A 26,477-nucleotide genomic window follows, 5' to 3' on the forward strand; every position below is an offset into this window, starting at 1 on the left:
CACGGGCGTTGACGTCCGGCGGAAAGCCTTGCGAGCTTGTCGGGCAGCGTCGGCAACTGACGCAGGAGCCCGGAGGAAGACGATGACGGTGGTTGCACTGTTCGGTGCCGGCGGCAAGATGGGCATGCGCCTCGGCCGCAATCTCGCGCGCTCGCGCTTCGAGACGCGCCATGTCGAGATCAGCCCGGCCGGCCAGGACCGTATCCGCGAAGCCTTCGGCGTGCCTTGCATCGATCCGGGCGCGGCGATCGCGGGGGCCGAGGTCGTGATCCTCGCGGTGCCCGATACCGTCGTCGGCGCTGTCTCCCGCGATCTCGTGCCGAAGCTGGCGGCTGGGACGATCGTCGTCATCCTCGACGCGGCCGCGCCTCATGCCGGTCATCTGCCCGAGCGCGCCGACATCACCTATTTCGTCACCCATCCCTGCCATCCGCCGATCTTCAATGACGAGACCGAGGAAGCCGCAAGGGCGGACCATTTTGGCGGCATCGCGGCAAAGCAGCACATCGTCAACGCGCTGATGCAGGGGCCGGAGGCGCATTACGCGCTTGGCGAGGAGGTCGCCCGGGCGATCTGGGCGCCGGTGATGCGCTCGCACCGCGTAACCGTCGAGCAGATGGCGATCCTCGAGCCCGGCTTGTCGGAAACCGTCTGCGCCACGCTGCTAGATGCGATGCGCGAGGCGATGGAGGAGACGATCGCCCGCGGCGTGCCGCGCGAGGCCGCGCGCGACTTCCTGCTCGGCCATATGAACATCCTGGCGGCGGTGACCTTCGGCGAGGTCCAGGGTGTGTTCTCCGACGCCTGCAACAAGGCGATCGTCTTCGGCAAGGAGACCATTCTTCGGCCGGACTGGAAGCGCCTGTTCGAGCCGCAGGAGATCGCCGACAGCGTCCGGCGCATCACCTGAGGTTGTACGGTGAGGCTTCGACCGATTTCGAAGCCATGTTATGCCTGCTTTGCCGGCCGGGCCGGCATGCCTTCGGAGAAGCCAAATGAGCGCGATCAGCGAGAAGCCGGGCACGACGGTCGATGATGCAGCCCAGCTGCGCGCGATCGTCGGCGAGGAATCCCTGGTCGTCCAGAAGAAGGTGCTCGACCGGCTCGACACATTCTGCCGCGACTTCATCGCGCTCTCGCCCTTTCTCGTGCTGGCCACCGCCGACCGCGAGGGCGGCGTGGATGCCAGCCCGCGCGGCGACGGGCCGGGCTTCGTCGAGGTCCTCGACGAGCGGACGCTGCTGATCCCGGACCGGCGCGGCAACAACCGGATCGATTCCTTCCGCAATGTGCTGAGCGCACCGGGCGTCGGGCTGGTCTTCTTCGTGCCGGGGATCACCGAGACGCTGCGCGTCAATGGACGGGCGCGGATGACCACCGACGCTGCGCTGCTGGAACCCATGGCGATGCAGGAGAAGGCACCGAAGCTCGGCCTGATCGTCGAGGTGGATGAGGCTTATTTCCATTGCGGCAAGGCGCTGCTCCGCTCGAAGCTCTGGGCTCAGGAGGCGCAGGTCGAGCGCAGCAGCTTTCCGACGCTTGGCCGCATCGTCGCCGAGCAGACCAAGGCGGTTGATGCCGCCGAGGCCGATGCCAATCTGGAAGAGGCCTACCGCTCGCGGCTCTATTGAGCGCGCGCGGCCGCGGAGGGCTGACCTTGTCGAAGGCTGACCAGTCCTTGCCGGCGACGCGCTTCAGCTTCCGGCTCGATTTCACACCAGGCGGACGCCTCGGGCCCGGCAAGATGCAATTGCTGGAGGCGATCGGCGAGACCGGTTCGATCTCCGCCGCCGGTCGCTCGATGAAGATGTCCTATCGCCGCGCCTGGCTATTGGTCGACGATCTCAACCGCATCTTCCGCGCGCCGCTGGTCGAGGCGCAGCCCGGCGGCGCCAAGGGCGGGGGCGCCCATCTGACGGCGCTCGGCCGCGAGATCGTCGCCAACTATCGCGCCATCGAGGCGAAGGCGCTGGAAGCGGGGGCCGCGGAGATAGAGGCGTTGCGGGGTGCTGTTGCCCTGCGTGATTCCTGAGAGCGCACGGGGCCTTATTTGCCCGCGGAGTGACAATCTGAAGCCCATGCCTGAGTATGCTCAAGCATGGGCTTCCGGAGAGGCGGGACAGATCAGTTCCGTCGCTCAGTCCCGGCGACGATCAGTCCCTGAAAGTAGTCGTCGCGGTCTGAGCCGTCGAAGCGGCCGCTGCGCATGCAGCAGCGTTTGAAATCTGCGTCCTGATCCGCAGACGCACAGATCGTTGCGGCCAAGTTTCTCCTGCAGTTCGACATCGCCATGGATGATGCGGATGCCGCGTTTGACGGAGGTCTCGGACGGATAGGATTTACGGCGCTTGCTCGTGACCTCAAAAGGACGGCTGGTTGTCGAAGTGGCGGATTTTGTTGGTCATGGCACCCTCCTGCCGGTTGTGGTGGGGGCCGCTCTCCTAATGGCGCCGTCCAAGCAAGGCAAGAGCCAGGCTACGGCGTATCGATCGAGACGCTCTTGATCACCGCATAGACCGGGCTGCCGGGCGCCAGACGCAATTGCTCGGCCGACTTCACCGTGAGACGGGCGAGCAGGCCGGCGCCGTTGCAATCGAGCCGCACCTCCAGCGCGCCGCCATCGCCATGCCGGGCGCCGAGTGCCGAGACCCGTCCCGGCAGGACGTTGAGCGCGCTGATTCCATCGAGCGGTTTCAGGCTCAGCATCACGTCGCTGGCGAGGATGCGCACGCGCAGTGCCGCTCCTTCCGGCACATTGCGCCGGGCGATCTGCAACGGCCCGGCTGCGGTCTCCAGGATCGTCAGGCCGTGCTCCGGCTCGTGGTGCAGCACGCGCGCGTCGAGAATCGCGCCGGCCTCCGCCGAAGCGGAGAGGATCGGCACATCGGGCCGGGACATCAATTCGGCCGTCGGCCCGCTCATCGAGACCTTGCCTTGGTCGAGGATGACAAGATGGGTGGCGAGCCGCGCCACCTCGGCGATCGAATGCGAGACGTAGACGATCGGGATGCCGAAGCCGTCGCGCAGGCGCTCGATATAGGGAAGGATCTCGGCCTTGCGCTCTTCGTCGAGCGAAGCGAGCGGTTCGTCCATCAGCAGCAGGCGTGGCTTGGCCAGCAAGGCGCGGCCGATCGCGACGCGCTGCTTCTCGCCGCCGGAGAGCGCCCCCGGCTGCCTCTGCAGGAGATGGCCGATGCCGAGCAGGTCGAGCACGTCGTCGAGCTTGCTGCCGCCATCCTCCGCCTTTGGCGCGAACCAGCGGCCATAGAGCAGGTTCTGCCTGACTGAGAGATGCGGGAAGAGCCGCGCCTCCTGGAAGACATAGCCGATCCGGCGCTTGTGCTTGGGCACGAAGATACCGGCTGCGCTGTCGACCATCACCCGCCCGTCGATGACGACGCGGCCGGATTGCGGCCGGATCAGGCCGGAGATGACGTTGACCAGCGAGGTCTTGCCCGAGCCGGAGCGACCGAACAGTGCCGTCAGCCGCCCGTCCGAGGCGAATTCGGCATCGAGCGAAAAGGCGCCCAGCCGGTGCGCCACGGAAACCTCGATGACCGCGTTCATTCGACGGCGATCCGCCTGCCGACCAGCCGCGCCAGGAATTCCGAGGCGAACAGCGCCGCGACCGAGATCGCGATCGAGATCAGGGTCAGCCGCATCGCCCCGGCATCGCCGTTCGGCACCTGGGTGAAGGTGTAGATCGCCGAAGGCAGGGTCTGCGTCTCGCCGGGGATGTTTGAGACGAAGGTGATGGTCGCGCCGAACTCGCCCATCGCCTTGGCGAAGCACAGGATCATGCCGGCGAGGATGCCGGGCAATGCGAGCGGCAGGGTCACCGTCAGGAACACCCAGAACGGGCCGGCGCCGAGCGTCCCCGCCGCATCCTCGAGCTTGCGGTCGATCGCCTCGATCGAGAGCCGGATCGCCCGGACCATCAGCGGAAAGCCCATCACCGCGCATGCTAGCGCCGCACCGGTCCAGCGGAAGGAGAGCACGATGCCGAACCAGTCATAAAGGAACTGGCCGATCGGCCCGCGCCGGCCGAAGCCGAGCAAGAGGAGATAGCCGGTGACGACCGGCGGCAGGATCAGCGGCAGGTGGATGACGGCGTCGAGCAGCGACTTGCCCCAGAAGCGCCCGCGCGCCAGCAACCAGGCGATGGCGAGCCCCAGAGGGAGGCTCGCCAGCATGGCGGTGGTGGCGACGATCAGGCTGAGGCGGACGGCCGTCCACTCCTCCGGCGTCAGCCAGTCGCTCACGAACAAGACCTTACGAGGAGCTGGCAGGCTTGTTCAGGACCGTGAAGCCCTGCTTCTCGAAGCTGGCTTTGGCACCATTGCCGCGCAGATAGGTCAGGAAGGCCTGCGCGTCGGGGTTAGCCGAATCCTTGGTGATGGCGACGGGATAGACGATCGGCGGATGGGTATCCTCCGGGAAGGTTGCGATCACCTTGACCTTCGGATCGGCGGCGGCGTCGGTGGTGTAGACGATGCCGAGCGGCGCTTCGCCGCGCGAGACCAGCAGCAGCGCGGCGCGGACATTGTCACTCTGCGCGATCTTGTCCTTGACCTTGTCCCAGCCGCCGAGCTTCTCCAGCGCCGCCTTGCCGTATTTGCCGGCCGGCACCGAATCGACATTGCCCATGGCGAGTCGGCTGGAGCCGAGCGCAGCGGAGAGGTCGACGCCCGGCGCCAAGGTCGCCGTGATCTTGGCGTCGGCCGGCGCGATCAGCGCGATCCGGTTGGCGAGCAGGCTGACGCGGCTCTCCTTGTTGATCAGGCTCTTGCTGGCCGCGTAGTCCATCCAGTCGAGATCGGCCGAGAGGAAGAGATCGGCCGGCGCGCCCTGCTCGAGCTGCTTGGCCAGCGCATTGCTCGCCGCATAGGAGATCTTCGGCGCCGGCTTGCCGCTCTCCTTGACCCAGTTGGCCGTGGCCTCGTCGAGCGCGTTCTTCAGGCTCGCGGCGGCGAAGACCACCAGTTCCTTGCTCTGGGCGAAGGCCGGACCGGTGAAGGAAGCGACGCCGATCAGCAGTGCGGCGGTGAAACCCAGGAAGCTGAAGCCCACGTGACGGCGGTTCGATGGCATGAGGGTCCTCGCTACGGTTGCTGTCGCTATGTGCGGCCGAATATAACGGCGAGTGACCAAAGGTCGAGTCCGGTGGGTGCCGGCTCGCAAGGATGTCAGATCGAGGAGACCGATATGAAGATTTCCGCCCGCAACCAGCTCAAGGGCACCATCGTCGAGATCGTGAAGGGCGCGACCACCGCTCATGTGAAGCTCGATGTCGGCGGCACCATCGTCACCTCGGCGATCACCAATGCCGCGGTCGATGAGCTCAAGCTTACCGTCGGGCAGCAGGCCTATGCCGTGGTGAAGGCCTCCGACGTGATGATCGCGATCGACTGATCGTTGCGCGGCCGATGCCGGCCGCGCTAGCCTTCCCGCAAAAGAAAAAGGCCCACGCCGGAGCGCAGGCCCAAGTCTAGGGAGGAAACGCCCAAGGAGGGCGCCGCAACATCGCTGCTGCGGTGCACACGAGATAAGGCCCTCCAGGCCAGGCTGCAAGGGGGAAGGGACAGCAAAGCTGACCCTAATTTGAGCAGATTGCGTTTTTTCGCGCCGATCGGGCGAAATGGCAGGTGAAAAGCAAATGCCTGAGACGAAACGACGCGGGGCGAACGTTTGCCGAAATGGATTTTCAGCATTGTTCATCACTGTGGCAATGAGCGTGGGCGGGACTGCCGGCGCTCAGGTTCCGCCATCGTCGGCCGAGGTGTCTGCCTATGACGGGCTGCATCTGTCGGCCTATCGCGGCGATCTTGTAGCCCTCCGGCAGGCGATCGCGACCGGCCATGGCCTCGAAACCCGCGACGGTGAGGGCCGTACCGCATTGCTTGCCGCCGCCCATGCCCGCCAGCGCGAGGCGATGCGCGAGCTCGCCAGGGCAGGTGCTGATCCTCGTGCCCTCGACAGCCGCGCCTATGACGCGATCACCATCGCGGCGGTCGCGGATGATATCGAGACCATGCGCACTGCGCTCGCCATCGGCGGCGACCCGCGCGCCATCACCAGCCCCTATCTCGGCACGGCTCTGATCGCGGCCGCCCATCTCGGCCATGACGGCGTGGTGCGCGAATTGATCGCGGCCGGCGCGCCGCTCGACCATGTCAACAATCTCGGCTGGACCGCCCTGATCGAGGCGGTGATCCTCGGCAATGGCGGGCCGCGCCATGTCGAGACGGTGAGGGCACTGGTCGGCGCCGGTGCGCGCCGCGACCTTGCCGACAGCGAGGGCTCCACCCCGCTCGAACATGCCCGTCGCCGAGGCTACGCGGCGATGGTCGCGCTGCTGCAGTAGTCAGCTCGGAAAATCCGGCGCCGGCAGGCTCGCGACCAGCGCAGTGAGACCGTCGCTGTAGCGTTGGCGCAGATCGGCCCAGTAAGGGTGATTGCTGTCGTATTTGGCGAGATGCCGGGTCGAAAAGCTGTCGGCCTCATAACGCAAGAGGTCGATCGGCGGTGCGACCGAGAGGTTCGAGCGCACCGTCGCATCGAAGGACAGCAGAGTCAGCTTGGCCGCCTCGTCGAGGCCGCTCGCCTCCTGCAGCGCCCGGTCGAGGATCGGCTTGCCGTATTTTGTCTCGCCGAGCTGGAGGAACTGGGTGCGTCCGGAGGCCTCGACGAAGTTGCCGGCCGAATAGACCTGGAACAGCCGGTGCGGCTCGCCGGCGATCTGGCCAGCGACGATGAAGGAGCCGTTCGGGTCGCCATAGGGTTCAACGAAGGCGCGATTAGCGCGCAGCACCTCGCGCAGCACGCCACCGACGATCTGCGCCACGTCGAACATGGTGCGTGCCGCCAGGATATCGCGGTTCTCGCCGCCGGCAGCGCTGTCCTGCTTATGTCTGGTGTACTGCCGGATCATGGTGATCACGGCCTGCGTCGTCGCCAGGTTCCCGGCCGAGAGGATCGCGATCACGCGCTCGCCCGGCACCTCGAACAAAGCGAGCTTCTTCACCACCGCGATCTGGTCGACGCCGGCGCTGGAGCGGGAATCGGAGGCGAGGATCAGGCCGGACGGCAGCAGGATCCCGAGGCAATAGGTCATGGGTGGCTCCCAGCACGAAGCGCAGAATGCGCAGGGTTGCCGCTTCTGCCAAGGGCGACTCACGCAATCTCGGCGCTGACTTCTCCGTCATTGCGAGCGTAAGCGAAGCAATCCAGAGGGCTCGCTCGACGTCCCCTTGGATTGCTTCGTCGCTGCGCCCCTCGCAATGACGATAATGGCGCCGCGGTCTTCGCTTTGCTTCCGGACTGTCCGATTGCGACGCGGTCGGGCGAATGCCAAGGTCGCCTCGACCAAGCCGTGGCGGAGTTCGGACATGCGCAACCTGTCGGACATCGTCGCGGGCATTCATGCCGACATGGCCGAGCATATCGGCGCCGGCAAGGTCGCCGACTACATCCCGGCCTTGTCACGGGTCGATCCGCGCCGTTTCGGGCTCGCCGTCGTCACCTGCACGGGAGAGAGCGCCGAGGCTGGCGACGCCGATGTGCCGTTCTCGATCCAGAGCATCTCCAAGGTCTTCACCCTGACGCTGGCGCTGGAGCGGGTCGGTGCCCGGCTCTGGCACCGGGTCGGACGCGAGCCGTCAGGTTCGGCCTTCAACTCGATCGTCCAACTCGAGCAGGAGCGCGGCGTGCCGCGCAATCCCTTCATCAATGCCGGGGCGCTGGTCGTCACGGATGCGCTGCTGACCGGCAGGACGCCGAAGAAGACGGCGGCCGAGATCCTCGCCTTCCTGCGCAAGTGCTCGGGCGATCGCACGGTCTCGATCGACCAGGAGGTAGCGGGCTCGGAAGCGCAGACCGGCTTCCGCAATGCCAGCCTCGCCAATTTCATCCGCGCCTTCGGCAATCTGAAGAACCCGGTCGCCGACGTGCTCGACGTCTATTTCCACCAATGCGCGCTCAGCCTGAGCTGCGCCCAACTCGCCCGCGCCGGCCTCTTCCTCGCTGGCGACGGCGTCGATCCGCTGAGCGGCGCCGTGATCTGCCGCCCGGCACGGGCGCGCCGCGTCAAGGCGCTGATGATGACTTGCGGCCATTACGACGCGTCCGGCGAATTCGCCTTCAAGGTCGGCCTGCCCGGCAAGAGCGGTGTCGGCGGCGGCATCCTCGCCATCGTGCCGAAGCAGGCAGCGATCGCGGTCTGGTCGCCGGGACTCAACGCCGCCGGCACCTCGCATGTCGGCGCGCTCGCACTCGAGCGCCTGGTCGAGCGCACCGGCTGGTCTGTCTTTTGAAGGCTCAGCCCTTCGCCGGCCCGGTTGCGATGGGGCGGTCGCTCGCGCCCCATTCCGACCAGGAGCCGTCATAGACAGCCCGGGTCGACTTGCCGATCGATTCCAGCGCCGTCGACAGGATCACGGCGGAGACGCCGGAGCCGCAGGTCGTCATCACCGGCCGGTCGAGATCGACGCCGGCGTCCTTGAAGGCGGCGAGGATGGCCTCGGGCGATTTGAGCTTGCCGTCCGCCACCAGCGCCGAGGAGGGCAGGTTGAGCGAGCCGGGAATATGGCCGGAGCGCAGGCCGGCGCGAGGCTCCGGCGCTTCGCCGCGGAAGCGGTCGGCGGCGCGCGCATCGACGACCTGGGCCGAGTTGCTCGCGATGGCGCGCGCAATGTCATCGGCGTCGGCTACGGCGGAATGGTCGAGCCTGGCGGTGAAGCTGCGCGGCGCCCGCGGCCGTGGCGCGCCGTCCTCGACCGGCCGGCCCTCGGTCAGCCATTGCGGCAGGCCACCATCGAGGATGACGACGTCCTTGGCGCCGAAGGTGCGGAACGTCCAGCGCACGCGTGGCGCCGAGAACAGGCCGAGCCCGTCATAGACGACGATGCGCATGCCATCGCCGATGCCCATGGCGCCGACCGCGGCGGCGAAGGCGTCCGGCCGCGGCAGCATGTGCGGCAGGCTGGAGCTCTTGTCCTTCACCACGTCGATGTCGAAACGCACTGCGCCAGGAATGCGCTGCTGCGCATATTCGGCATCCGCGTCGCGCTTCTGGGCAGGGAGGTAGTACGAGCCGTCGAGCACGACGATGTCGGGAGCGTCGAGCCGTTCGGCCAGCCATTGCGTGGAGACGAAGATGTCGTTGCGGGCCATGCGCGGTTCCTCGAAAATGAGTCTGTTCTCAGGATGTTGTGATGCAAAGCTCAAGCGAGTGCGATGCGCACGCGCCGGTTCTGCTTGCCCTTCTTCTCGACATCGGTGACCACGACCGCGCCGATCTCAGAGGTGTTGCGGACATGCGTACCGCCGCAGGGCTGCAGGTCGATACCCTCGATCGAGACCAGCCGGACCCGGCCGGAACCACGCGGCGGCTTGACCGACATCGTCTTGACCAGGCCGGGATTGGCGTCGAGCTCCTCGTCGGTGATCCAGCGCTCGCTGATCGCTGCGTTCTTCGCCACCAATGCGCCGAGCTTCTCGGTCAGCTCCGCCTTGTCGAGCCCGCCTTCGGGAATGTCGAAATCGAGCCGGCCGTCGCCGCTATCGCCGATCGCGCCGCCGGTGACCGGATAGGGCAGGACGACACTGAGCAGGTGCAGTGCGGTGTGGATGCGCATGCGCTTCAGCCGGCGTTCCCAGTCGAGCTTTGCGACCAGGACCTCGCCGACGGTCGGCGCTATCTGGCCTTCGAGCGGGACATGCAGGATCCGGCTCTTGTCCTCAGGGTTGTAGATCGCCGTGCCGATCGTGATCTGCGACCCATCGCTGCGGACGAGCACGCCGGCATCGCCCGGCTGGCCGCCGCCGGTGGCGTAGAATACGGTTCTGTCGAGTTCGACGCCGCCGCGCTCGTTGATCGCGACGACGGTCGCGGGCGTTTCGGCAAGATAGGCGTCGTCTCGGAACAGCAATTCGGTCGGCATCGCGATCTCCTTCATCGCCTGAACTTATCGCAGGCGCGGCCGGTGCGGAAAAGATGGTGGGTAGCCAAGCGGAGATGCCGCTGGCAGGGCTTCCGCTGCGGCCTCCGCATCACTAGGGTCCGGCCAGGACTGCCGCGGCATGGAGGCCCGATCGCAACATGACCCCGCCGCGCATGCAGCCCAAGGACGGTGTCGCCTGGGTGACCGGGGCGAGTTCGGGCATCGGCGCGGCTGTGGCATTCGAACTGGCACGACGCGGCTGGACGGTCGCAGCGACCGCGCGCCGGCTCGACAAGCTCGAGGCGCTGGCGCTCAGCGCAGACGGGCTGCCGGGGCGGATCGTCGCCCATGTCGGCGACGTCGTCGATCCCGCCGCGATGGCGGCGGTAGTCGAAGGCATCGAGAGCGTGCACGGGCCGATCGCGCTCGCCTTCCTCAATGCCGGCACTGCCCCGCGCAATGGGCCGGGCCTGATCGATGTCGCTGCCTTTGAGCAGGTCTTCGCGGTTAATCTTCTGGGCGTCGTGCGTGGGGCCGCCGCCGTCGCGGCGCGCATGGCCGCGCGCGGCAAGGGTCAGATCGCGGTCAATGCCTCGCTGGCTGGCTATCGCGGCTTGCCGGGCGCGGCGGCCTATGGCGCCTCCAAGGCGGCCGCGATCCATCTCTGCGAGGCGTTGCGGTTCGACTGCGAACGGCACGGCATCCGGCTGCAACTGGTCAATCCCGGCTTCGTCGACACGGCGATGACGAAGCGCAACAGCTTCCCGATGCCGTTCATGCTGCCGCTCGACGAGGCTGCGGCGCGCATCGTCGACGGCTTTACCCGCGGCGGCTTCGAAATCACCTTTCCCCGCCGACTAGCCTGGCTGATGAAGGCGCTGCGGCTGCTGCCTTATCCGGTCTATTTCTGGGTGGTGGGCAAACTGGCCGGCGAACATCGTGGCGGCCGCCGCGATGGTGCGGTGTAACCGCAGAAGACTCCTGATCCAACGGGTTGGGCAAGAAGGTTCATAGTCGAGGTGAAGACGAGCCGAACCGCGACTCCAGCCAAGCGACGCCGAAGGCGGTGATCGCCGCAGCCTCGACCAGCACGGAATGAGCGGCGCCGATCAAGCCTTGCCGGCCTTGGCCGGTGGCGAGGAATTCCGTGACGATTCCCGCAAAATAGTCATCCTCCAGTCCCGCGACGATCGGGTCGCCGGTGTCGAATTCCTCGATCATGCGCCATTGCGTGCCGGTGGGCGTCACCAGCGGCACCTCTATCCGCCGGATGCGCTTGCCGGGGATGTCGGCCAGATGCTCGGCATGGTGCAGCAGGGTCAGCGTATCGAGCGGCGCCCCGAGCATCAGCACCTTGCCGCCGGTCTCGACCAGCTTCGCCAATGGCGAGCCCGCGCCATAGCCGTAGTCGAGCGGGTGGTCGGCGGTGAACCACTCCGCTTTCGCGCCGAGCGCCACGAGCGAGGCGCCGGGGTTGCCGCTACGCCGGGCGCCGGGCGTGGTCCGCAAGAACTCCGGCAGCACGCCATTGTCACGGATCGCGCGCGAACGCTGCGGGTCGAAGGGCGGAACATGCTCACGCCACTCCAGCGGTACGCGGCCTTCGTCGTCCACGAGATCCTCGTAACGTGCTTCCCAGTCGGCATAGGCGAGGACCGTGCCCTGGGGGCCGACTGCGTCGCACAGAGCGGCGATGATCGTGTCGGGGCCATCGAGCAGGCGGCCGACCTTGCTCACGGCGGCGTGGACCATGACGGCGTCGCCGGGCGCAAGGCCGAGCCGGGACAGGTCGGCAGCGAGCGAGGCTCGCGTGACGAAGGCGGCGAGGGGCGATGCCATGGCGATCAGTTATTCCGAACGGAGGGCGGCAAAGGCGTCGAGGGCGCGCCGGCGGCCGAAGTCGAGGGCGATAATCGGTTTCGGATAGTCCCTGCCGAGGATGATCCCGGCCTTTTTCAGTTCGCCCGCAGGTGCATCCCAGGGACGGTGGATGAACTTGTCGTCCAGCTCTGCCAGCTCGGGAATAAAGCGCCGGACGTAAACGCCCTTCGGATCGAACTTCTCGCCCTGCGTCACCGGATTGAAGACGCGGAAATAAGGTGCCGCATCGGCGCCGGAGCCAGCGACCCATTGCCAGCTCGCCGGATTATTGGCGGGGTCCGCATCGACCAGCGTGTCCCAGAACCAGGTTTCGCCCGCGCGCCAGTCGGTCAGCAGATGCTTGATCAGGAAGGAGGCCGTGATCATCCGGACGCGGTTGTGCATCCAGCCGGTCTGCCAGAGCTCGCGCAGGCCGGCATCGACGATCGGATAGCCGGTCAGGCCGTTCTGCCATGCCGTCAGGCCGGTTTCGTCCTTCTCCCACGACATCGCGTCGAAGCGGCGATCATAGTTGATGCTGGCGAGGCCCGGATTGTGGAAGAGCAGATGGTAGGAGAACTCGCGCCAGCCGATCTCGCTGAAAAATTTTTCGACGTCGGCGGCCGAGCCTGGCGTGCTGCCAGCCTCCCGAGCGGCTTGGGTCGCATGCCAGATCTGGCGCGGGCTGATCTCGCCGAAGCGCAGATGCGGCGACAGCCGCGAGGTCGACAGCCGATCGGGCAGGTCGCGGGCCTTGCGATAGCCGGCGATCGTCTCGTCGAGGAAGGCGTCGAGCCGATCCCGTGCTCCATCCTCGCCCGGCGTCCAGGCTTCACGCAGCCCGCTGGTCCAGTCGGGCGTCGTCGGCTCCAGAGCAAGATCTGCGACCGTGAGAGCCTGTTCGCGCAGTGCTGCTGGTAACCTCGCTTTGCTCAGCCTGGCAGCGGCAGGGAGCGGCGCCGAGGGCTCGCCACCTTCGCGCACGGCGCGCCAATAGGGTGTGAACACCTTGAATGGCCCATCCGCCTTGGTCTTCACCTGCCAGGGCTCGTTGAGCAGATTGGCGTTGAAGCTCTCGACCGCGACACCGGCCTTGGTGAGCGTGGCCTTCAGCGCCTTGTCGAGCGCAATCGCGGCGCTATCATAGCGCCGGTTCCAGGCGACATAGCGGCTGCCGGTGCGCTCAACGACATCGGGCAGCAGCTCCGCCGGATCGCCGCGCAGCATCAGCAGTTCGCCGCCTTTTGCCGCGATGGCATTCGACAGCGCCGTCAGCGAGCGCGATAGCCACCAGCGCGCAGCGCCGCCGAGCGGCCGGCGCTCCGCCGATGTGTCGAGGATGTAGAGGCAGGTGAGCGGGCCGTGTTCGCTCGCCGCTCTCAAGGCTGGATTGTCGGACAGGCGCAGATCGTCGCGGAACCAGAGCAGGGCAGGGCGTTCGGTCACTCGGGGCGGCCTCTCGATGCACTGTTCTCATACGCTGGCGCAGCGGAATCAGTTTCACGACGCAAAAGGATAGCGACGCCATCGTTGCTGCGGTTCGTGATAGATTATGTCGGCTGCGCGCAAAAAGAAGGGGATGGGCTGATGGCTACGCCGGAAGTCGAGGCGCTGAGCCGGCGGATCGCCGCGCTCGAGGCGCAACTCGCAGCCCTGCTGCAGGCCTTCAATGTCGGGCGTGGCGGCGCGGTCGCGATCACGGCCCCGGCCGGGCTCTCGATCACGGTCGGCGGCACCTGCACCGTCAATGTCGGCGCCGAACTCGCCCTGACGGTCGGAAGCAATTTCCGCACGTCTGTGGGCTCGGCCTATCTCGTGAATGTCGGCAGCGGCATGCGAACGACTGCGGGCACGAGTATCGGCATCATCGCGGGCACCGCGCTCAACATGAACGCCAATCGCGAGATCAGCCTGGCGACGCGCGCCTTCGAGGTCGCCGCCGCGGTCAGCATCGATCTCGACAGCAGCAAGGACTTCGAGATCGCCAGCGGCAAGGCGCTCGTGGTGAAAGCTGCCGACAGCATCCTGCTCGACACCGGTTCGGCCGGACTCAACCTGAAGAAGGACGGCTCCGTCGATCTCAAGGGCAAGGACATCACGATCCGGGCGAGCGGCAAGATCAATGCGACGGCGAGCTCCGACGTCGTGATCAAGGGCTCGAAGATCAAGCAGAATTGAGCAGCGGCTCAGTCGCCCCCGCCACCGCCGCAGCCCCCGCCATCGCCTCCGCCACCGTCGCTTCCACTGCTATCGGAGCTGCTGCTGTCGGAGGAACTGCTGCTGTCGCCGAAGCCGTCTGTGCCTCCGTCGACGGATGAGCTCGAGAAGTCGCCGCCGCATTGCGTACCACGGTCGCCATTGCGCCTGAGCGCCTCGCAATCGGGCGCATAGACGAAGCCGTTTGCGATCTTGAGCTTGGTATCGAGCGCAAAGAGCAGCGGCAGGCGCGTCGGGCGAGCCGGGTCGATATTCTCGTCGCGGCAGCATTGCCACCAGACGCGGCGCAGGGCCGAATTGTCGCGGCGCGCGCCTTCACGCAGCATGATGGCCGGCGTGTGATGCAGGAAGCGCCCGAAGGCCTGGTTGCAGAACCGCCCATAGTCGCGGGTGTAGAGGATGAACTCGTGCCAGAGATCATCCGCGACCTGTGAGGGCATCGCGACCTCGCGCCGCCCGGAATTGAGGTAGGCCAGGAAGAACTGCCGCAGGCCCTCGGAGACCAGCGCCGACTCCTTGCGGGTGAAGCCGGGGTGATGCTGGGCGAGCTTGTCGAGTAGCCCGCGTGGCCAGAGGTAGCGCCGGATGAACTCCGCCCGGCGCAGGCGCCGATACGATGCGAGCGCATTGCCCGCGACGAGCAGGAGAACGACCGCCACCACCATGCCGATGATGATGGCGGCGGCGTTCATTGCGCCACCTCGTCAGTGCGCTTGCGGCGTCGCCTGTTTCGGCTCCGCCGGCTTCTTGCGGCTGCCGAGCCCGGCGAGCCAGCGCACCACAACGTAGAACACCGGGGTGAACAGCAGGCCGAACAAGGTGACGCCGATCATGCCGGAGAACACCGCGATACCCAGCACCTGGCGCATCTCGGCGCCGGCGCCGACCGACGTCGTCAGGGGTAGGACGCCGAGGATGAAGGCGAGCGAAGTCATCAGGATCGGCCGCAGCCGGGTCCGGGCCGCCGCGATCGCGGCATCGCGCCGGCTCATGCCCTCGTCCTCGGCCTGCTTGGCGAACTCGACGATCAGGATCGCGTTCTTCGCCGCGAGGCCGACGAGCACGACAAGGCCGATGTCGACGAGCACGTTGCGGTCGAAGTCCTTGTAGCCGACGCCGATCATCGCCGCGAGGATACACATCGGCACGATCAGGATGACCGCCAGCGGCAAGGTCCAGCTTTCATACAGCGCCGCCAGCAAGAGGAAGACGAAGACGACGGCGAGGCCGAAGGCGATAATCGCGGTATTGCCGGCGAGCTTCTCCTGCAGCGCGATCTCGGTCCATTCGAAGCCGAAGCCGGCCGGCAGCACCTGGCTCGCGATTTTCTCCACCGCCGCGATGCCCTGGCCGGTCGAGTAGCCGCGCGCCATCGACATCTGCACTTCAGCCGCCGGATAGAGGTTGTAGCGCGGCACACGATAGGCGCCGGTCGTGTCCGAGAAGGTCGCGACCGAGCCGATCGGCACCATCTCGCCATCGGCATTGCGCGTCTTCAGATCGGCGACGTCGCGGATATCGAGCCGCTGGGGATTGTCGGCCTGGGCCGTGACCCGGAAGGTGCGGCCGAGGATGTTGAAGTCGTTCACATAGGCCGAGCCCATATAGATCGACAGCGTCTCGAACACGCGCGTCACGGGGACGCCGAGCATCTCCGCCTTGGTCCGGTCGATATCGGCATAGATCTGCGGCGTCCTGGTCGAGAACAGCGTGAAGGGCTGCTGGATGCCGGGCGTCTGGCCCGCTGTCCCGGCCACGGCCCAGGTCGCGCCTTCCAGCGCTGCCAGTCCCTTGCCGCCGCGATCCTGGACGTAACCCTTGAGACCGCCGCCATTGCCGATGCCGGGAACCGCCGGGGGCTCGATGATCAGCGCGAAAGCCTCGCCGATCGAGAACAGCTGGGTACGCAGATCGTTGAGGATGCCTTGTGTGGTGAGACCCTGCTTGGCCCGCTCCTTGAAGTCGGTGAGCGTGACGAAGGCGACGCCGGCATTGGGGGCGAGCGTGAAGGTCGCGCCGTCGAGGCCGGCGAAGGCGACGGCATGGGCGACGCCCGGCCGCGACAGCAGAACATCGGTCGCCTTGCGGATGACCGCGTCGGTTCGGGGCAGGGAGGAGCCGGGCGGCAGCTGGAAGACGGCGATGAAGTAGCCGCGGTCGAGCTGCGGGACGAGGCCGGTCGGGATTGCGGCGAGCCGTTGGCCGGCGACCGCGATCAAGCCCGCATAGACCAGCAGCATGATCACGCCGAAACGGATCAGGCGCGAGGTCGCCGAGCCGTAAGCGTGCGAAAGCCAGTCGAAGGCCTTGTTGAAGTACTTGAAGAACCAGCGCAGCGGCGCGCTGAGCATCGCCAGGAAGCCCTTCGGCTCCTCATGGCTGTGCGGCTTCAGGAGGATCGCCGCCAGGGCCGGCGACAGGGTCAGCGAGACGAAGCAGGAGATCGCCGTCGAGGCCGCGATCGTGACTGCGAACTGCTGGTAGAAGGTGCCTTGCAGGCCGGTGATGAAGGCGGTCGGGATGAACACGGCGCAGAGCACGAGGGCGATCGCCAGCAGTGCGCCGCCGACCTCGTCCATCGTCTTGTGAGCCGCATCGACCGCGCTCATTCCCTGCGCCAGATAGCGCTCGACGTTCTCGACCACGACGATCGCGTCGTCGACGACGATGCCGATCGCCAGCACGAGCGCCAGCAGCGAGATCGTGTTGAAGGAGATCCCGACCGCGCTCATGATCAGGAAGGTGCCGACCAGCGAGACCGGGATCGCGATGATCGGGATGATCGCGGCGCGCCAGGTCTGCAGGAACAGGATCACCACGATCACGACGAGCACGATCGCTTCGAGCAGCGTCGCGACGACGGCCGAGACGGATTCCCTGATGAACTCGGTCGGGTTGTAGACGATGGTGTATTCGACGCCGGCCGGGAAGTTCTTCGACAGCGTCTGCATCGTCTTGATGAGCGCCTCGGAGGCCGCCAGCGCGTTCGTCCCCGGACGCTGGAAGACGCCGATCGCGACGGCCTCCTTGTTGTCGAGATAGGAGTTCGACAGATAGTCCTGTGCGCCGAGCTCGACCCGGGCGACGTCGCGCACGCGGATCGTACCGCCGGCGGCATCCGAGCGGACGACGATGTTGTAGAACTCGTCGATGCTGGTCAGGCGCCCGAGCGTGTTGACCGAGAGCTGGAAAGCCCCGTCCGACTTCGCCGGAGGCTGGTTGATCGCACCCGCCGCGACCTGGATGTTGGCGGCGCGGATCGCCGCGACGACGTCGCCGGCGGTCAGGTTACGCGCCGCGACCTTGGCGGGGTCGAGCCAGACGCGCATTGCATAGTCGCGCGCACCGAAGACCTGGACGTCGCCGACGCCCTCGACGCGGGTCAGCACGTCCTTGACGTTCAGCGTGGTGTAGTTCGAGACGTATTGCTGGTCGCGCGAGCCGTCCGGGGACAGCATGTGGATGACCATCAGGAAGTCCGGCGAGGCCTTGCGGACCTGCAGGCCGAGCGTGCGGACTTCCTGCGGCAGGCGCGGCTCGGCCGCGGAGACGCGGTTCTGGACGAGCACCTGTGCCTGGTCGACGTCGGTGCCGGCCTTGAAGACGACGTTGATCGTCACGCGCCCGTCGCCGGTCGACTGCGACGAGATGTAGAGCATGTCGTCGACGCCGTTGACTTCCTGCTCGATCGGCGCGGCGACCGTCGAGGCGACGACCTCGGCCGAGGCGCCCGGATAGTTCGCGGTGATCGTGACGGTCGGCGGCGCGATCTCGGGATATTCGGCGATCGGCAGGGTGCGCAGCGTGATGGCGCCGGCGATCGTCAGCAGCACCGAGAGCACGGTGGCGAAGATCGGCCTGTCGATGAAGAAATGGGCGAAGCGGAACATGCGATGGTCCTGGCCTTAAGCAATTCCAGGAAAAGTGGAGACCAGTTTTCCGTTCGGAGTTGCGGCGAACACGAAGGCTTGGGCAGGGCGGACGGACAATGCCGTCCGCTCTTGGTACGGCCTGTTGCGGCCGTCAGTTGGCGGCGGCGGCCTTGATCTCGGTCGGCTGCGGCGTCACAGCGACGCCCGGGCGCACCATCGGATTGGCGATGCCGTTCACGATCACCTTGTCGCTCGCAGCGAGGCCCTTGGTGATGACGCGCAGCCCGTCACTGATCGCGCCGAGCTGAACCGGCTTCGGCACCACCTTGTTGTCGGCGCCGACCGTGAACACGATCTTGTTGGCCTGGTCGGAGACGATGACCGCATCCGGCACCAGCAACGCGTCGCCTTCGCCGGCGAAGAGCCGCAGCCGCCCGAAGGTCCCAGGCGTCAGCTGCCCGTCAGGATTCGGGAAGACGGCGCGGGTGCGGATCGTCGCCGAGCGGGCGTTCAGCGCGTTGTCAACGAAGTCGATCTTGCCTTCGCGGTCCCATTTGGTTTCGCTCGAAAGCCGCACGCGCACCGGCGTGCCGGGCTTCCGCAGATCCTGCGATTTCGCATAGCGCAGATAGTCGGCCTCCGAGGCGTCGAAGACGAACTTGATCGGATCGACGGCGACGATCGTGGTCAGCAGCGTCGCGCCCGACTGGCCGCCGGCGATCAGGTTGCCCTGGTCGACGCGCTTGTTCGAGACGCGGCCGGCGAGCGGCGCACGCACCTGCGTCCACTCGAGGTTGAGCTCGGCCGTCTTCAGATTGGCCTCGGCCGCCTGCTGGCTGGCGATCGCGCCGTTGAGGTTGGCGCGGCGCTGGTCGATGTCGCGGGCGGTGATGGTGCGGTTCTGCGTCAGCGCCTCGGCACGCTCGACCTCGTTCTGGTTGAGGTCGACCTGCGCCTTGGCACGCGCGACCTCTGCCCGGGAGGCATCGACGGCGAGCTTGTAGGGCCGCTGGTCAATGGTGAAGAGCAGGTCGCCGGCCTTAACCAGGTCGCCGTCGCGGAAATGCACCGAATCAAGGAAGCCGGAGACGCGGGCGCGGACTTCGACCTGTTCACTGGCCTCGAAGCGGCCGGTGAACTCGTCCCAGTTGGTGACGCGCTTGGCGAGCGGGGTCGCGACCGTGACCGGCGGGGCCGGCGGCGCACCTTGGGCGAGGGCCTCGGCTGAGAGGGCCGGGAGCAGGGCCGCCAGGGCAACAAGGGCCCGGCTGGAGCGGCGGATCATGTGAAACTCCGAAAATGCGGGCGCGGCGCAACCTTCACGGTTTCCGGCCAATGCGCAACAACTCCATCACACTGACGATTGTCAAGTTTCTTCACTCGACATTTTGCTGCAATTTTCACCCGAACGGGCCATGTTCGCTCCATCGCCGGCTGGAACCGGTACAACAGGCGCTTGCTGGCGACGGGCCGAAGCTCTACCTGAGGGACGCACGCGACAGCGTCAGCAGCAACATCTCGTGGAAGTCCCCTCATGAATGCGCATGTCCGCCCCGCCGACCCCAAGAAGCTGATCAAGGGTGCGACCGGCGACTGGGAAATCGTGATCGGCCTCGAGATTCATGCGCAGGTCACCTCCAACGCCAAGCTGTTCTCGGGATCCTCGACCGCTTTCGGCGGCGAGCCGAACGCCCATGTCAGCCTGGTCGACGCGGCGATGCCGGGCATGCTGCCGGTGATCAACGAGGAATGCGTGCGCCAGGCGGTCCGCACTGGGCTCGGCCTCAATGCGCAGATCAACAAGCGCTCGGTCTTCGACCGCAAGAACTATTTCTATCCCGACCTGCCTCAGGGCTACCAGATCAGCCAGTACAAGCACCCGGTCGTCGGCGAGGGCGAGATCGCGGTCGACCTGTCGCCGACCGAGCAGATCAGCGTCGGCATCGAGCGCCTGCACCTCGAGCAGGACGCCGGCAAGTCGATGCATGACCAGCACCCGACCATGAGCTTCGTCGATCTCAACCGCTCGGGTGTGGCGCTGATGGAGATCGTCTCCAAGCCGGACCTGCGCTCGGCCGACGAGGCCAAGGCCTATGTCTCGAAGCTGCGCACCATCCTGCGCTATATCGGCTCCTGCGATGGCGACATGGAGAAGGGCAATCTGCGCGCCGACGTCAACGTCTCCGTGCGCAAGCCGGGCGCGCCCTTCGGTACGCGCTGCGAGATCAAGAACGTCAACTCGATCCGCTTCATCGGTCAGTCGATCGAGGTCGAGGCCCGCCGCCAGATCGGCATCCTCGAGGATGGCGGCACGATCGACCAGGAGACCCGCCTCTATGATCCCGGCAAGGGTGAGACCCGCTCGCTGCGCTCCAAGGAAGAGGCGCACGATTATCGCTACTTCCCCGATCCGGACCTGCTGCCGCTCGAATTCGACGACGCCTTCGTCGCTGAGCTGAAGGCGCAGCTGCCGGAGCTGCCCGACGCCAAGAAGGGTCGCTTCATCGCGCAGTACGGGCTCTCGCCCTATGATGCCTCGGTCCTCGTCGCCGAGCGCGATCAGGCCGACTATTTCGAGGCGGTCGCCAAGGGGCGCGACGGCAAGGCCGCCGCCAACTGGGTGATCAACGAATTGTTCGGCCGCCTCAACAAGGAAGGCAAGGACGTCTCGGATTCGCCGGTCTCGGCGGCGCAGCTCGGCGGTCTCGTCGACCTGATCGGCGAGGGCGTGATCTCCGGCAAGATCGCCAAGGACCTGTTCGAGATCGTCTGGACCGAAGGCGGCGACCCGCGCGAGATCGTCGAGGCCCGCGGCATGAAGCAGGTCACCGACACCGGCGCGATCGAGAAGGCGGTCGACGAGATCATCGCCGCCAACCCGGACAAGGTCGAGCAGGTCAAGGCGAAGCCGACCATGCTGGGCTGGTTCGTCGGCCAGGCGATGAAGGCCTCGGGCGGCAAGGCCAACCCGCAGGCGCTGAACGAGATCCTGAAAGCCAAGTTGGGAATCGAGTGACGCAAAAGGACTTGATCATCCGCGATGCGCTCGCCGCCGATCTGCCGGCGGTCCGCTCGCTGTTGGTCGAGACCTGGCACGACACCTATGACGGCATCTATGGCTGGCAACGGGTCGCGCAGATCACCAATGCCTGGCATTCGCTCGACGCGCTGAATGCCCAGCTCGGCCGCGACAGCGGCGTCTTCCTGATCGCGCTGCTGGGCGACGAGATCGTCGGCACCGCTTCCGCCCGTCGCGAGCCCGACCGCGCTGCCATGCTGACGCGGCTCTACGTCTCGCCGGTGCGGCAGGGCGGGGGCATCGGGCGCACGCTGCTGCAGGTCGCGCTCGCCTGCTTTCCCGATGCGCCGGTGGCGCGGCTGGAGGTCGAGAGCCAGAACGAGCTTGCCATCGCGTTCTATGAGCGCATGGGCTTCTTCCTGCAGCGCCAGGCTCGCTTCGACGGGCGCGAGGACACGCCCAATACGCTGATCATGGCCAAGCGGCTCTTCGTTGGATGAAAACCTACGACGTGATCCCTTTCGGTGAACGGACGTTCCTGCTTCACTTTTGGCCCGTTACAGGCTTCCTGGAGAAATTTGACTCCGGACAATGTTACGCCACCGCCTGCAAGATCGTGCTCTCGGACGGTTATGCTGATCAGCATGACTGCATCGTGCGCAGAGAGCGCAGGCTAAATTTTGCTAACATACTGGTCGACAGCATCTATGTCCTCGTCAAGTCAGGCCTCGTTGCAGAGGCGCTTTCCGCCGCAGCCTATCAAATGACGCATGTCGGCAGGGCAATCAGCGAGGCTGAGGCTATAGCTTGGAGAAGAGATCCACCGTCACAAGGCCCTGACATTACGAGCAAAAATAAGAAGCCTGCTGATGACCACTTTGGACAATGATATGATCCAGATTCGTCCGGCCCGCCGCGAGGATGTCGCGCGCATCGCCTCCCTGATCATGCTGGGGGCCGCCACGCAGACACGCACGCTCGCGCAGATCGAGGAGGAGGCGCAGCACCCGGCCTATCTCGCCGCCTTCGAGGAGGTCGATGCCAGCCCTTACAACACGCTCTTCGTCGCCGAACTCGATGGCAAGGTGGTCGGCACCTTGCAGCTCACTCTGATCCCGGGCCTGGCCTATCGCGGCCGCAAGCGCGCCAAGCTCGAAAGCGTCCACGTCCATCCGGACCTGCGCGGCCGGCGCGTCGGCGAGGCCATGGTCGCCCATGCCGTCGACGTCGCCCGCCAGAAGGGCGCCGGCCTGGTCGAGCTCACCTCGGACAAGACGCGCGAGGCGGCGCATCGCTTCTATCTTCGCATCGGCTTCAACCAGAGCCATGAAGGCTTCAAGCTGGTGCTGTGAGCATCCGGCTCTAGCCGCATGCCGCGCCCGCTTCGGGCGCACGGCCCCGGCGCTTACGCTGGCCGGACCCGCGACCTAGATGTCCTGTTGACCCGCAACAACCCGCGAGGACTGGGACATGTCAGCAGTGCAGGGCAAGCCGATCGATCTCCATTACTGGCCGACGCCGAACGGCTGGAAGATCACCATCATGCTCGAGGAGACCGGGCTGCCCTACAATGTCATCCCGGTGAACATCGGCAAGGGCGAGCAGTTCAAGCCGGAGTTCCTGGCGATCTCGCCAAACAACCGCATGCCGGCGATCGTCGATCCCGAAGGGCCGGACGGCAAGCCGATCTCGGTCTTTGAATCCGGCGCGATCCTGCAATATCTCGGCCGCAAGACCGGGCAGTTCTATCCGAAGGACGAGCGCGGCCGCGTCGCCGTCGACGAATGGCTGTTCTGGCAGATGGGCGGCTTCGGCCCGATGCTCGGGCAGACCCACCATTTCCGTATCTACGCACCGGAGAAGGTGCCCTACGCGATCGACCGCTACACCAACGAGGCCAATCGCCTCTACGGCGTGCTGAACAGGCGCCTCGAAGGCCGCGACTACATCTGCGACGACTATTCGATTGCCGACATGGCCTGCGTCGGCTGGGCCCGCGGCTGGGAGCGCCAGGGCCAGGACATCAAGCAGTTCCCCAATGTCGGGCGCTGGCTCGACACGGTGCTGGCTCGTCCTGCCGTGAAGCGCGGCATTGCCGTCGCCGAGGAACTGCGCAACCCGGCCGGCATCTCGACGCCCGAGGAAAAGGCAGTTCTGTTCGGCCAGAAGGCGCGCTGAGTTGAGCGTCATGCTCGGGCTTGACCCGAGCATCTCCGGACAAGAGATCCTCGGGTCTGCTCTCCGCTTCGCCCGAGGATGACGCTCCCGAGTAATCAGTTGCTGCGCGACCACTTCACCGAGCGGCAGATCATCCCGCCGAAGACGCAGCCGGCGGTGGTCAGCGTGTCGCCCGAGAGCGACATCGTGCCGGAATAGGTTTTGCCGTCCTCCGGGTTGAAGGCGCTGCCGTTCCACTTGCCGGCACTGGCCGGCTTCATGTCGTAGAAGATGCGCTGGCCGACCTTGGCCGGGCCATTGGCTTCCTTGAGCCAGGAGATCGTGCCGCACATCGCCTCGCCGCATTTGGTGAAGCGCACCTTGGAGGCGCCGGTGTCGCGCAGCCAGGTGCCGGTGACGTCCTGCGCCGCAGCGGGAACGGCGAGCGCGAGCAGCAGGCCGGCAGCGGTGATGATGGGGCGAATGGCCATGGCGTTCCTCCTCGGTGGTGGCGATCTTCGTCGCTCAGATGGTTCAGATATAAACCATATCCGAAGCCGCGCCGGCTTCCAAGATGGCACTTCATGAAGGCGCGCTCGTCAGGCTGACCTTGGGGCAAGGTGAATCGCGGGTTGACGCGCCAGTCGCTGCCGGATTTCGATCATATTGAAATCGCTGGTGAATTGGCCGGATGAGTCTGAATCGAATCTTGCTTTAACCGCTCGTTTGCGACTCGTTGAGCTTCGATTCATCTCAAAATTTAGCGGGTTGTTTTACCGCCCGGCCCGAACCTCTCCTCACAAGCCGCGGCCTCCAAACGGGCTGGCATCGAAGGAAAACAGGGAGAGTTTGTCATGGCACGCATGGAAATGAGCGCGATCCCGGCCTCGCTGGCGATCCCGATGGAAGCCTCCGCCGACGCTTATTACGAGCTCGGCCTGATGCATGCGTCCGGCCGCTCCGGCCCGGTCGATCTGGTCGCGGCGCAGACCTGGTTCAACGTCGCCTTCGCCAAGGGCTGCGCCCGCGCCGCCTCGCATCGTTCCGAGCTGGCGCTGGAGATGAGCCGCGACGAGGTCGCCGAGGCGCTGCGCGAGGCCCGCCGGTTCCTGACCCGGCACTGAACTTCAGCTTCGCAGCCGCGCCATCGTGAGCGCATCGGCATAGGCGCCGGCGCGGAAAGCGTAGGCGCGCAGAAGCCCTTCCGGTTCGAAGCCGAACTTGCGGTAGAGCGCGATCGCCACCGCATTGTCCGAGTAGACCGTTAGCTCCAGCCGCTTCAGGCCGAACCAGTTGTCGGCAGCATCGACGAGTTCGCCGAGCAGCGCCGTGCCGATGCCAGTGCCGTGATGTTCGTCATGCACGCCGATGCCGATATAGGCGACATGTGCCCTTCGGCCGCGATAGCGCTCGAAGCCGGCTTGGCCGACCAGCTCGCCGTCACGGAACGCGACGATATTGAGCCCATCGGTGTTCGGGTCCTCCAGCCAGCGTCGCGTCACTTCGGACCGTTGATAGGGCAGGCGCAGGGTTCCGGCGCGAAAGCCAGGCAGGTTGACCAGCGTCGTCAGCGCTTCCAGATCATCGCTGCGCGCGGCTCGGATCAAGAGCCCGTCCGAAGCAGCGCGATGCCTCGATCGATCGGGCTGCGTGGCGTTTCCAATTGTCATATGTGCTCTCCGAGATGACCGGGAGAGCTGAATTCCATCGAACCCTGCTCGCCGCGGCAGGGTTTGTGGGGGATGATCGCGGCGCGCCTAGCGCAATGCCGATCCCGCACACCCTTCCAGGTGCGTCGACATCAGGATTACGAGGGCGGTCGCGGTGATCATGTCGTTGATCATAGCGGCGGATCATGCGCCGACAAGACCGTCGCAGCCTTGTGGCCCGGGGAGGGCGCCGCTATAAGCGCGCCGCATTCCCCGATTTTCCCGCAAGGATCTCAACGATGGCTGTCCAGCGTACCTTCTCCATTCTCAAGCCCGACGCGACGAAGCGCAATCTCACCGGTGCGGTCAACGCGGTCATCGAGAAGGCCGGCCTGCGCATCGTCGCGCAGAAGCGCATCCAGATGACCACCGCGCAGGCGCAGACCTTCTACGCCGTCCACAAGGAACGCCCCTTCTTCGGCGAGCTCGTCGAGTTCATGACCTCGGGCCCGGTCGTCGTGCAGGTTCTCGAAGGCGAGGACGCGATCGCCAAGTACCGTGAAGTGATGGGCGCGACCAACCCGGCCAATGCCGCCGAGGGCACCGTCCGCAAGCTCTTCGCCCAGTCGGTCGGCGAGAACACCGTGCACGGCTCGGATGCGCCGGAGACCGCCGCGATCGAGATCGCGCAGTTCTTCGCTGGCAACGAGATCGTCGGCTGAGCCGATAGTCCGTTCTGGAAACAAGAAGGGCGGGTCCGCTGGACCCGCCCTTTTTCTTTGCCGGGCTGAAGCGCCTCAGAATCCGAGATCGAAGGCGTAGCTCGCCGAGATGCCGAACGTGACGGAATCGCGGTCGCCGAAGGCCTTGACGATCGGCGTCTTGGCGGCGTCGCCCATCAGGCGCTTGTACTCGACATAGGCGGTGGTCTGCAGCTTGTCGGACCAGTGATAGGTCGCCTGCGCGATCGCACCGACCGAGTGCACGCCGGCGTTGTAGCGCTGTAGCAGCCCGCCGGTGCCCGCGGTCGTGCCGCCGAAATAGGTGCGGACATAGTCGGCGCCGACGATGGTCATGCGCGGGCCGACGCCGAGCGACCAGGCGCCGATGCGCTGGAACACGTCGACCTTGGCCTCGGCGACCATCGCGTCATGGGCGACGATGCCGCGGCGCAGGTCGATGCGGGTGCGCAGCCAGGAGGTCGGGTAGAATTCGACGAAGGCGCCGGCCTCGGCACCGAACTTGGTGTCGGGCACGCCCATGATGCGCAGGGCGACATTGGTGTCGGCCTTGCGCTGCCAGAGCAGGTTGCCGGAGAAGCCGACGCGCCAGGCCTGGCCCGAGAAGAAGCCGATGCTGATCGCGTCGTCTTCGGAGGTCCACCAGGTGCTCTTGGTGCCGCGCCCCAGCGAGATGATCGGCCGCGGCCGGAAGACGTAGTCGTTCGAGCCGGAATAGTCCGGCTGGTAGCGCAGGCCGGCGCCCAGCGTCAGATGCCAGTTCTGCACCTGCTCGGGCGAGGTGTACTGCGCATACTGGGAGGACTGTGCCTTCGCCGGCGCGGCCAGCGCCAGGGACAGGCAGGCGGCCGCGAGGCCGGCAAGGAACGCAACGCAACGCATCGTCAGAACTCCGGCGCGTGAGCGCCTTGGACTACTCGGATGCGGTCAACTTGAATCATTAGTCTTAACCCGGAGTTGACGAGCAGCCGCCTGCGGCATCGCTGCTCGTTTGGCTGATGGCCCGGCCGAATCCCCAGCCG

At 66.2% G+C, this 26,477-nt stretch carries 30 protein-coding genes; 15 read left to right on the forward strand and 15 right to left on the reverse strand.

Features of this window, described 5'->3' with window-relative positions:
- The first annotated feature begins 82 nt into the window (after window positions 1-82).
- The 3 genes from GV161_RS23895 (at window position 83) to GV161_RS23905 (ending at window position 2,032) form a co-directional block, all read left to right on the forward strand.
- A complete protein-coding gene (locus GV161_RS23895; protein ID WP_152014419.1) occupies window positions 83-910 on the forward strand; it encodes a phosphogluconate dehydrogenase C-terminal domain-containing protein in 828 nt (275 codons plus the stop codon).
- A gap of 85 nt (window positions 911-995) precedes the next feature.
- Window positions 996-1,631 (forward strand): pyridoxamine 5'-phosphate oxidase family protein, encoded by a 636-nt coding sequence (locus GV161_RS23900; RefSeq protein ID WP_152014420.1) that lies wholly within the window; start codon window positions 996-998, stop codon window positions 1,629-1,631.
- A gap of 47 nt (window positions 1,632-1,678) precedes the next feature.
- On the forward strand, window positions 1,679-2,032 hold the full coding sequence (locus GV161_RS23905; protein ID WP_244624106.1) for a winged helix-turn-helix domain-containing protein: 354 nt from the start codon (window positions 1,679-1,681) through the stop codon (window positions 2,030-2,032).
- Window positions 2,033-2,137: 105 nt separating this feature from the next.
- Here GV161_RS23905 and GV161_RS31225 read toward each other — a convergent pair whose 3' ends face one another.
- The 4 genes from GV161_RS31225 to modA form a co-directional block, all read right to left on the reverse strand.
- Window positions 2,138-2,305, reverse strand: coding sequence for an SEC-C metal-binding domain-containing protein (locus GV161_RS31225; protein ID WP_348521670.1), 168 nt, complete (start codon window positions 2,303-2,305; stop codon window positions 2,138-2,140).
- A 170-nt stretch (window positions 2,306-2,475) separates the two neighbouring features.
- A complete protein-coding gene (modC, locus tag GV161_RS23915) occupies window positions 2,476-3,567 on the reverse strand; it encodes a molybdenum ABC transporter ATP-binding protein (protein ID WP_152014421.1) in 1,092 nt (363 codons plus the stop codon).
- Entirely contained in the window at window positions 3,564-4,268 is a 705-nt protein-coding gene (gene modB / locus GV161_RS23920) for a molybdate ABC transporter permease subunit (protein ID WP_152014422.1), read from the reverse strand. Before modB ends, modC begins: the two co-directional genes overlap by 4 nt.
- Before the next feature lie 4 nt (window positions 4,269-4,272).
- Window positions 4,273-5,091 carry a molybdate ABC transporter substrate-binding protein gene (gene modA, locus GV161_RS23925; RefSeq protein WP_152014423.1) on the reverse strand — a complete coding sequence of 273 codons (819 nt, stop codon included), beginning with the start codon at window positions 5,089-5,091 and terminating at the stop codon, window positions 4,273-4,275.
- 114 nt (window positions 5,092-5,205) lie between these two features.
- Here modA and GV161_RS23930 point away from each other — a divergent pair, with 114 nt between their 5' ends.
- Together GV161_RS23930 and GV161_RS23935 are read left to right on the forward strand one after the other, a co-directional pair.
- Window positions 5,206-5,412, forward strand: a complete 207-nt coding sequence (locus GV161_RS23930) for a molybdopterin-binding protein (RefSeq protein WP_152014424.1) — start codon at window positions 5,206-5,208, stop codon at window positions 5,410-5,412.
- A gap of 316 nt (window positions 5,413-5,728) precedes the next feature.
- Complete coding sequence (locus GV161_RS23935; protein WP_244624108.1) at window positions 5,729-6,364, forward strand: ankyrin repeat domain-containing protein; 636 nt, start codon at window positions 5,729-5,731, stop codon at window positions 6,362-6,364.
- Here GV161_RS23935 and GV161_RS23940 read toward each other — a convergent pair whose 3' ends face one another.
- Entirely contained in the window at window positions 6,365-7,114 is a 750-nt protein-coding gene (locus GV161_RS23940; RefSeq protein ID WP_152014426.1) for a peptidase, read from the reverse strand.
- A 274-nt stretch (window positions 7,115-7,388) separates the two neighbouring features.
- Between GV161_RS23940 and GV161_RS23945 the strand changes: the two genes are divergently transcribed.
- A complete protein-coding gene (locus GV161_RS23945) occupies window positions 7,389-8,312 on the forward strand; it encodes a glutaminase (RefSeq protein WP_152014427.1) in 924 nt (307 codons plus the stop codon).
- A gap of 4 nt (window positions 8,313-8,316) precedes the next feature.
- On the opposite strand, the gene sseA is transcribed toward GV161_RS23945, so the two are convergent.
- Both sseA and GV161_RS23955 read right to left on the reverse strand, forming a co-directional pair.
- Entirely contained in the window at window positions 8,317-9,171 is an 855-nt protein-coding gene (gene sseA, locus GV161_RS23950) for a 3-mercaptopyruvate sulfurtransferase (RefSeq protein ID WP_152014428.1), read from the reverse strand.
- Window positions 9,172-9,221: 50 nt separating this feature from the next.
- Window positions 9,222-9,941, reverse strand: a complete 720-nt coding sequence (locus GV161_RS23955) for an alanyl-tRNA editing protein (protein ID WP_152014429.1) — start codon at window positions 9,939-9,941, stop codon at window positions 9,222-9,224.
- 158 nt (window positions 9,942-10,099) lie between these two features.
- On the opposite strand from GV161_RS23955, the gene GV161_RS23960 reads away from it, so the two are divergent.
- Window positions 10,100-10,909 carry an SDR family NAD(P)-dependent oxidoreductase gene (locus tag GV161_RS23960; RefSeq protein WP_152014430.1) on the forward strand — a complete coding sequence of 270 codons (810 nt, stop codon included), beginning with the start codon at window positions 10,100-10,102 and terminating at the stop codon, window positions 10,907-10,909.
- Window positions 10,910-10,949: 40 nt separating this feature from the next.
- Here GV161_RS23960 and aac(3) read toward each other — a convergent pair whose 3' ends face one another.
- Both aac(3) and GV161_RS23970 read right to left on the reverse strand, forming a co-directional pair.
- Entirely contained in the window at window positions 10,950-11,780 is an 831-nt protein-coding gene (aac(3), locus tag GV161_RS23965; protein ID WP_152014431.1) for an aminoglycoside 3-N-acetyltransferase, read from the reverse strand.
- A gap of 9 nt (window positions 11,781-11,789) precedes the next feature.
- The gene (locus tag GV161_RS23970) at window positions 11,790-13,247 is read right to left on the reverse strand and encodes a deoxyribodipyrimidine photo-lyase (protein WP_152014432.1); all 1,458 of its coding nucleotides are present in this window, start codon (window positions 13,245-13,247) and stop codon (window positions 11,790-11,792) included.
- Between the two features lie 141 nt (window positions 13,248-13,388).
- Here GV161_RS23970 and GV161_RS23975 point away from each other — a divergent pair, with 141 nt between their 5' ends.
- A complete protein-coding gene (locus tag GV161_RS23975; RefSeq protein WP_152014433.1) occupies window positions 13,389-13,979 on the forward strand; it encodes a DUF2345 domain-containing protein in 591 nt (196 codons plus the stop codon).
- A gap of 8 nt (window positions 13,980-13,987) precedes the next feature.
- On the opposite strand, the gene GV161_RS23980 is transcribed toward GV161_RS23975, so the two are convergent.
- The 3 genes from GV161_RS23980 to GV161_RS23990 form a co-directional block, all read right to left on the reverse strand.
- Window positions 13,988-14,710, reverse strand: a complete 723-nt coding sequence (locus GV161_RS23980) for a hypothetical protein (RefSeq protein WP_152014434.1) — start codon at window positions 14,708-14,710, stop codon at window positions 13,988-13,990.
- Window positions 14,711-14,722: 12 nt separating this feature from the next.
- On the reverse strand, window positions 14,723-17,908 hold the full coding sequence (locus tag GV161_RS23985; RefSeq protein WP_152014435.1) for a multidrug efflux RND transporter permease subunit: 3,186 nt from the start codon (window positions 17,906-17,908) through the stop codon (window positions 14,723-14,725).
- Window positions 17,909-18,041: 133 nt separating this feature from the next.
- On the reverse strand, window positions 18,042-19,175 hold the full coding sequence (locus tag GV161_RS23990; RefSeq protein WP_152014436.1) for an efflux RND transporter periplasmic adaptor subunit: 1,134 nt from the start codon (window positions 19,173-19,175) through the stop codon (window positions 18,042-18,044).
- A gap of 249 nt (window positions 19,176-19,424) precedes the next feature.
- Here GV161_RS23990 and gatB point away from each other — a divergent pair, with 249 nt between their 5' ends.
- The 5 genes from gatB to GV161_RS24015 all read left to right on the forward strand — a co-directional run bounded on the left by gatB (window position 19,425) and on the right by GV161_RS24015 (window position 23,087).
- Window positions 19,425-20,906, forward strand: a complete 1,482-nt coding sequence (gene gatB, locus GV161_RS23995; protein WP_152014437.1) for an Asp-tRNA(Asn)/Glu-tRNA(Gln) amidotransferase subunit GatB — start codon at window positions 19,425-19,427, stop codon at window positions 20,904-20,906.
- Window positions 20,903-21,409 (forward strand): GNAT family N-acetyltransferase, encoded by a 507-nt coding sequence (locus GV161_RS24000; RefSeq protein ID WP_159650390.1) that lies wholly within the window; start codon window positions 20,903-20,905, stop codon window positions 21,407-21,409. The genes gatB and GV161_RS24000 overlap by 4 nt, the downstream gene beginning before the upstream one ends.
- Complete coding sequence (locus GV161_RS24005; RefSeq protein WP_152014439.1) at window positions 21,406-21,798, forward strand: hypothetical protein; 393 nt, start codon at window positions 21,406-21,408, stop codon at window positions 21,796-21,798. Before GV161_RS24000 ends, GV161_RS24005 begins: the two co-directional genes overlap by 4 nt.
- Window position 21,799: 1 nt before the next feature.
- Window positions 21,800-22,261 carry a GNAT family N-acetyltransferase gene (locus GV161_RS24010; protein ID WP_201303050.1) on the forward strand — a complete coding sequence of 154 codons (462 nt, stop codon included), beginning with the start codon at window positions 21,800-21,802 and terminating at the stop codon, window positions 22,259-22,261.
- A 118-nt stretch (window positions 22,262-22,379) separates the two neighbouring features.
- Window positions 22,380-23,087, forward strand: a complete 708-nt coding sequence (locus GV161_RS24015) for a glutathione S-transferase N-terminal domain-containing protein (RefSeq protein ID WP_152014441.1) — start codon at window positions 22,380-22,382, stop codon at window positions 23,085-23,087.
- Window positions 23,088-23,182: 95 nt separating this feature from the next.
- Here the strand turns inward: GV161_RS24015 and GV161_RS24020 are convergent, their stop codons facing one another.
- Window positions 23,183-23,557 (reverse strand): DUF2147 domain-containing protein, encoded by a 375-nt coding sequence (locus GV161_RS24020; protein WP_152014442.1) that lies wholly within the window; start codon window positions 23,555-23,557, stop codon window positions 23,183-23,185.
- 363 nt (window positions 23,558-23,920) lie between these two features.
- Between GV161_RS24020 and GV161_RS24025 the strand changes: the two genes are divergently transcribed.
- Window positions 23,921-24,190 (forward strand): hypothetical protein, encoded by a 270-nt coding sequence (locus tag GV161_RS24025; RefSeq protein WP_082613718.1) that lies wholly within the window; start codon window positions 23,921-23,923, stop codon window positions 24,188-24,190.
- 3 nt (window positions 24,191-24,193) lie between these two features.
- On the opposite strand, the gene GV161_RS24030 is transcribed toward GV161_RS24025, so the two are convergent.
- Window positions 24,194-24,736, reverse strand: coding sequence for a GNAT family N-acetyltransferase (locus GV161_RS24030; protein WP_152014443.1), 543 nt, complete (start codon window positions 24,734-24,736; stop codon window positions 24,194-24,196).
- A gap of 278 nt (window positions 24,737-25,014) precedes the next feature.
- On the opposite strand from GV161_RS24030, the gene ndk reads away from it, so the two are divergent.
- Window positions 25,015-25,437, forward strand: coding sequence for a nucleoside-diphosphate kinase (ndk, locus tag GV161_RS24035; RefSeq protein ID WP_057192434.1), 423 nt, complete (start codon window positions 25,015-25,017; stop codon window positions 25,435-25,437).
- Between the two features lie 75 nt (window positions 25,438-25,512).
- On the opposite strand, the gene GV161_RS24040 is transcribed toward ndk, so the two are convergent.
- Window positions 25,513-26,337, reverse strand: coding sequence for a MipA/OmpV family protein (locus GV161_RS24040; RefSeq protein ID WP_152014444.1), 825 nt, complete (start codon window positions 26,335-26,337; stop codon window positions 25,513-25,515).
- Window positions 26,338-26,477 lie beyond the last annotated feature (140 nt).

The organism is Bosea sp. 29B (genome assembly GCF_902506165.1).
Taxonomy (GTDB): domain Bacteria; phylum Pseudomonadota; class Alphaproteobacteria; order Rhizobiales; family Beijerinckiaceae; genus Allobosea.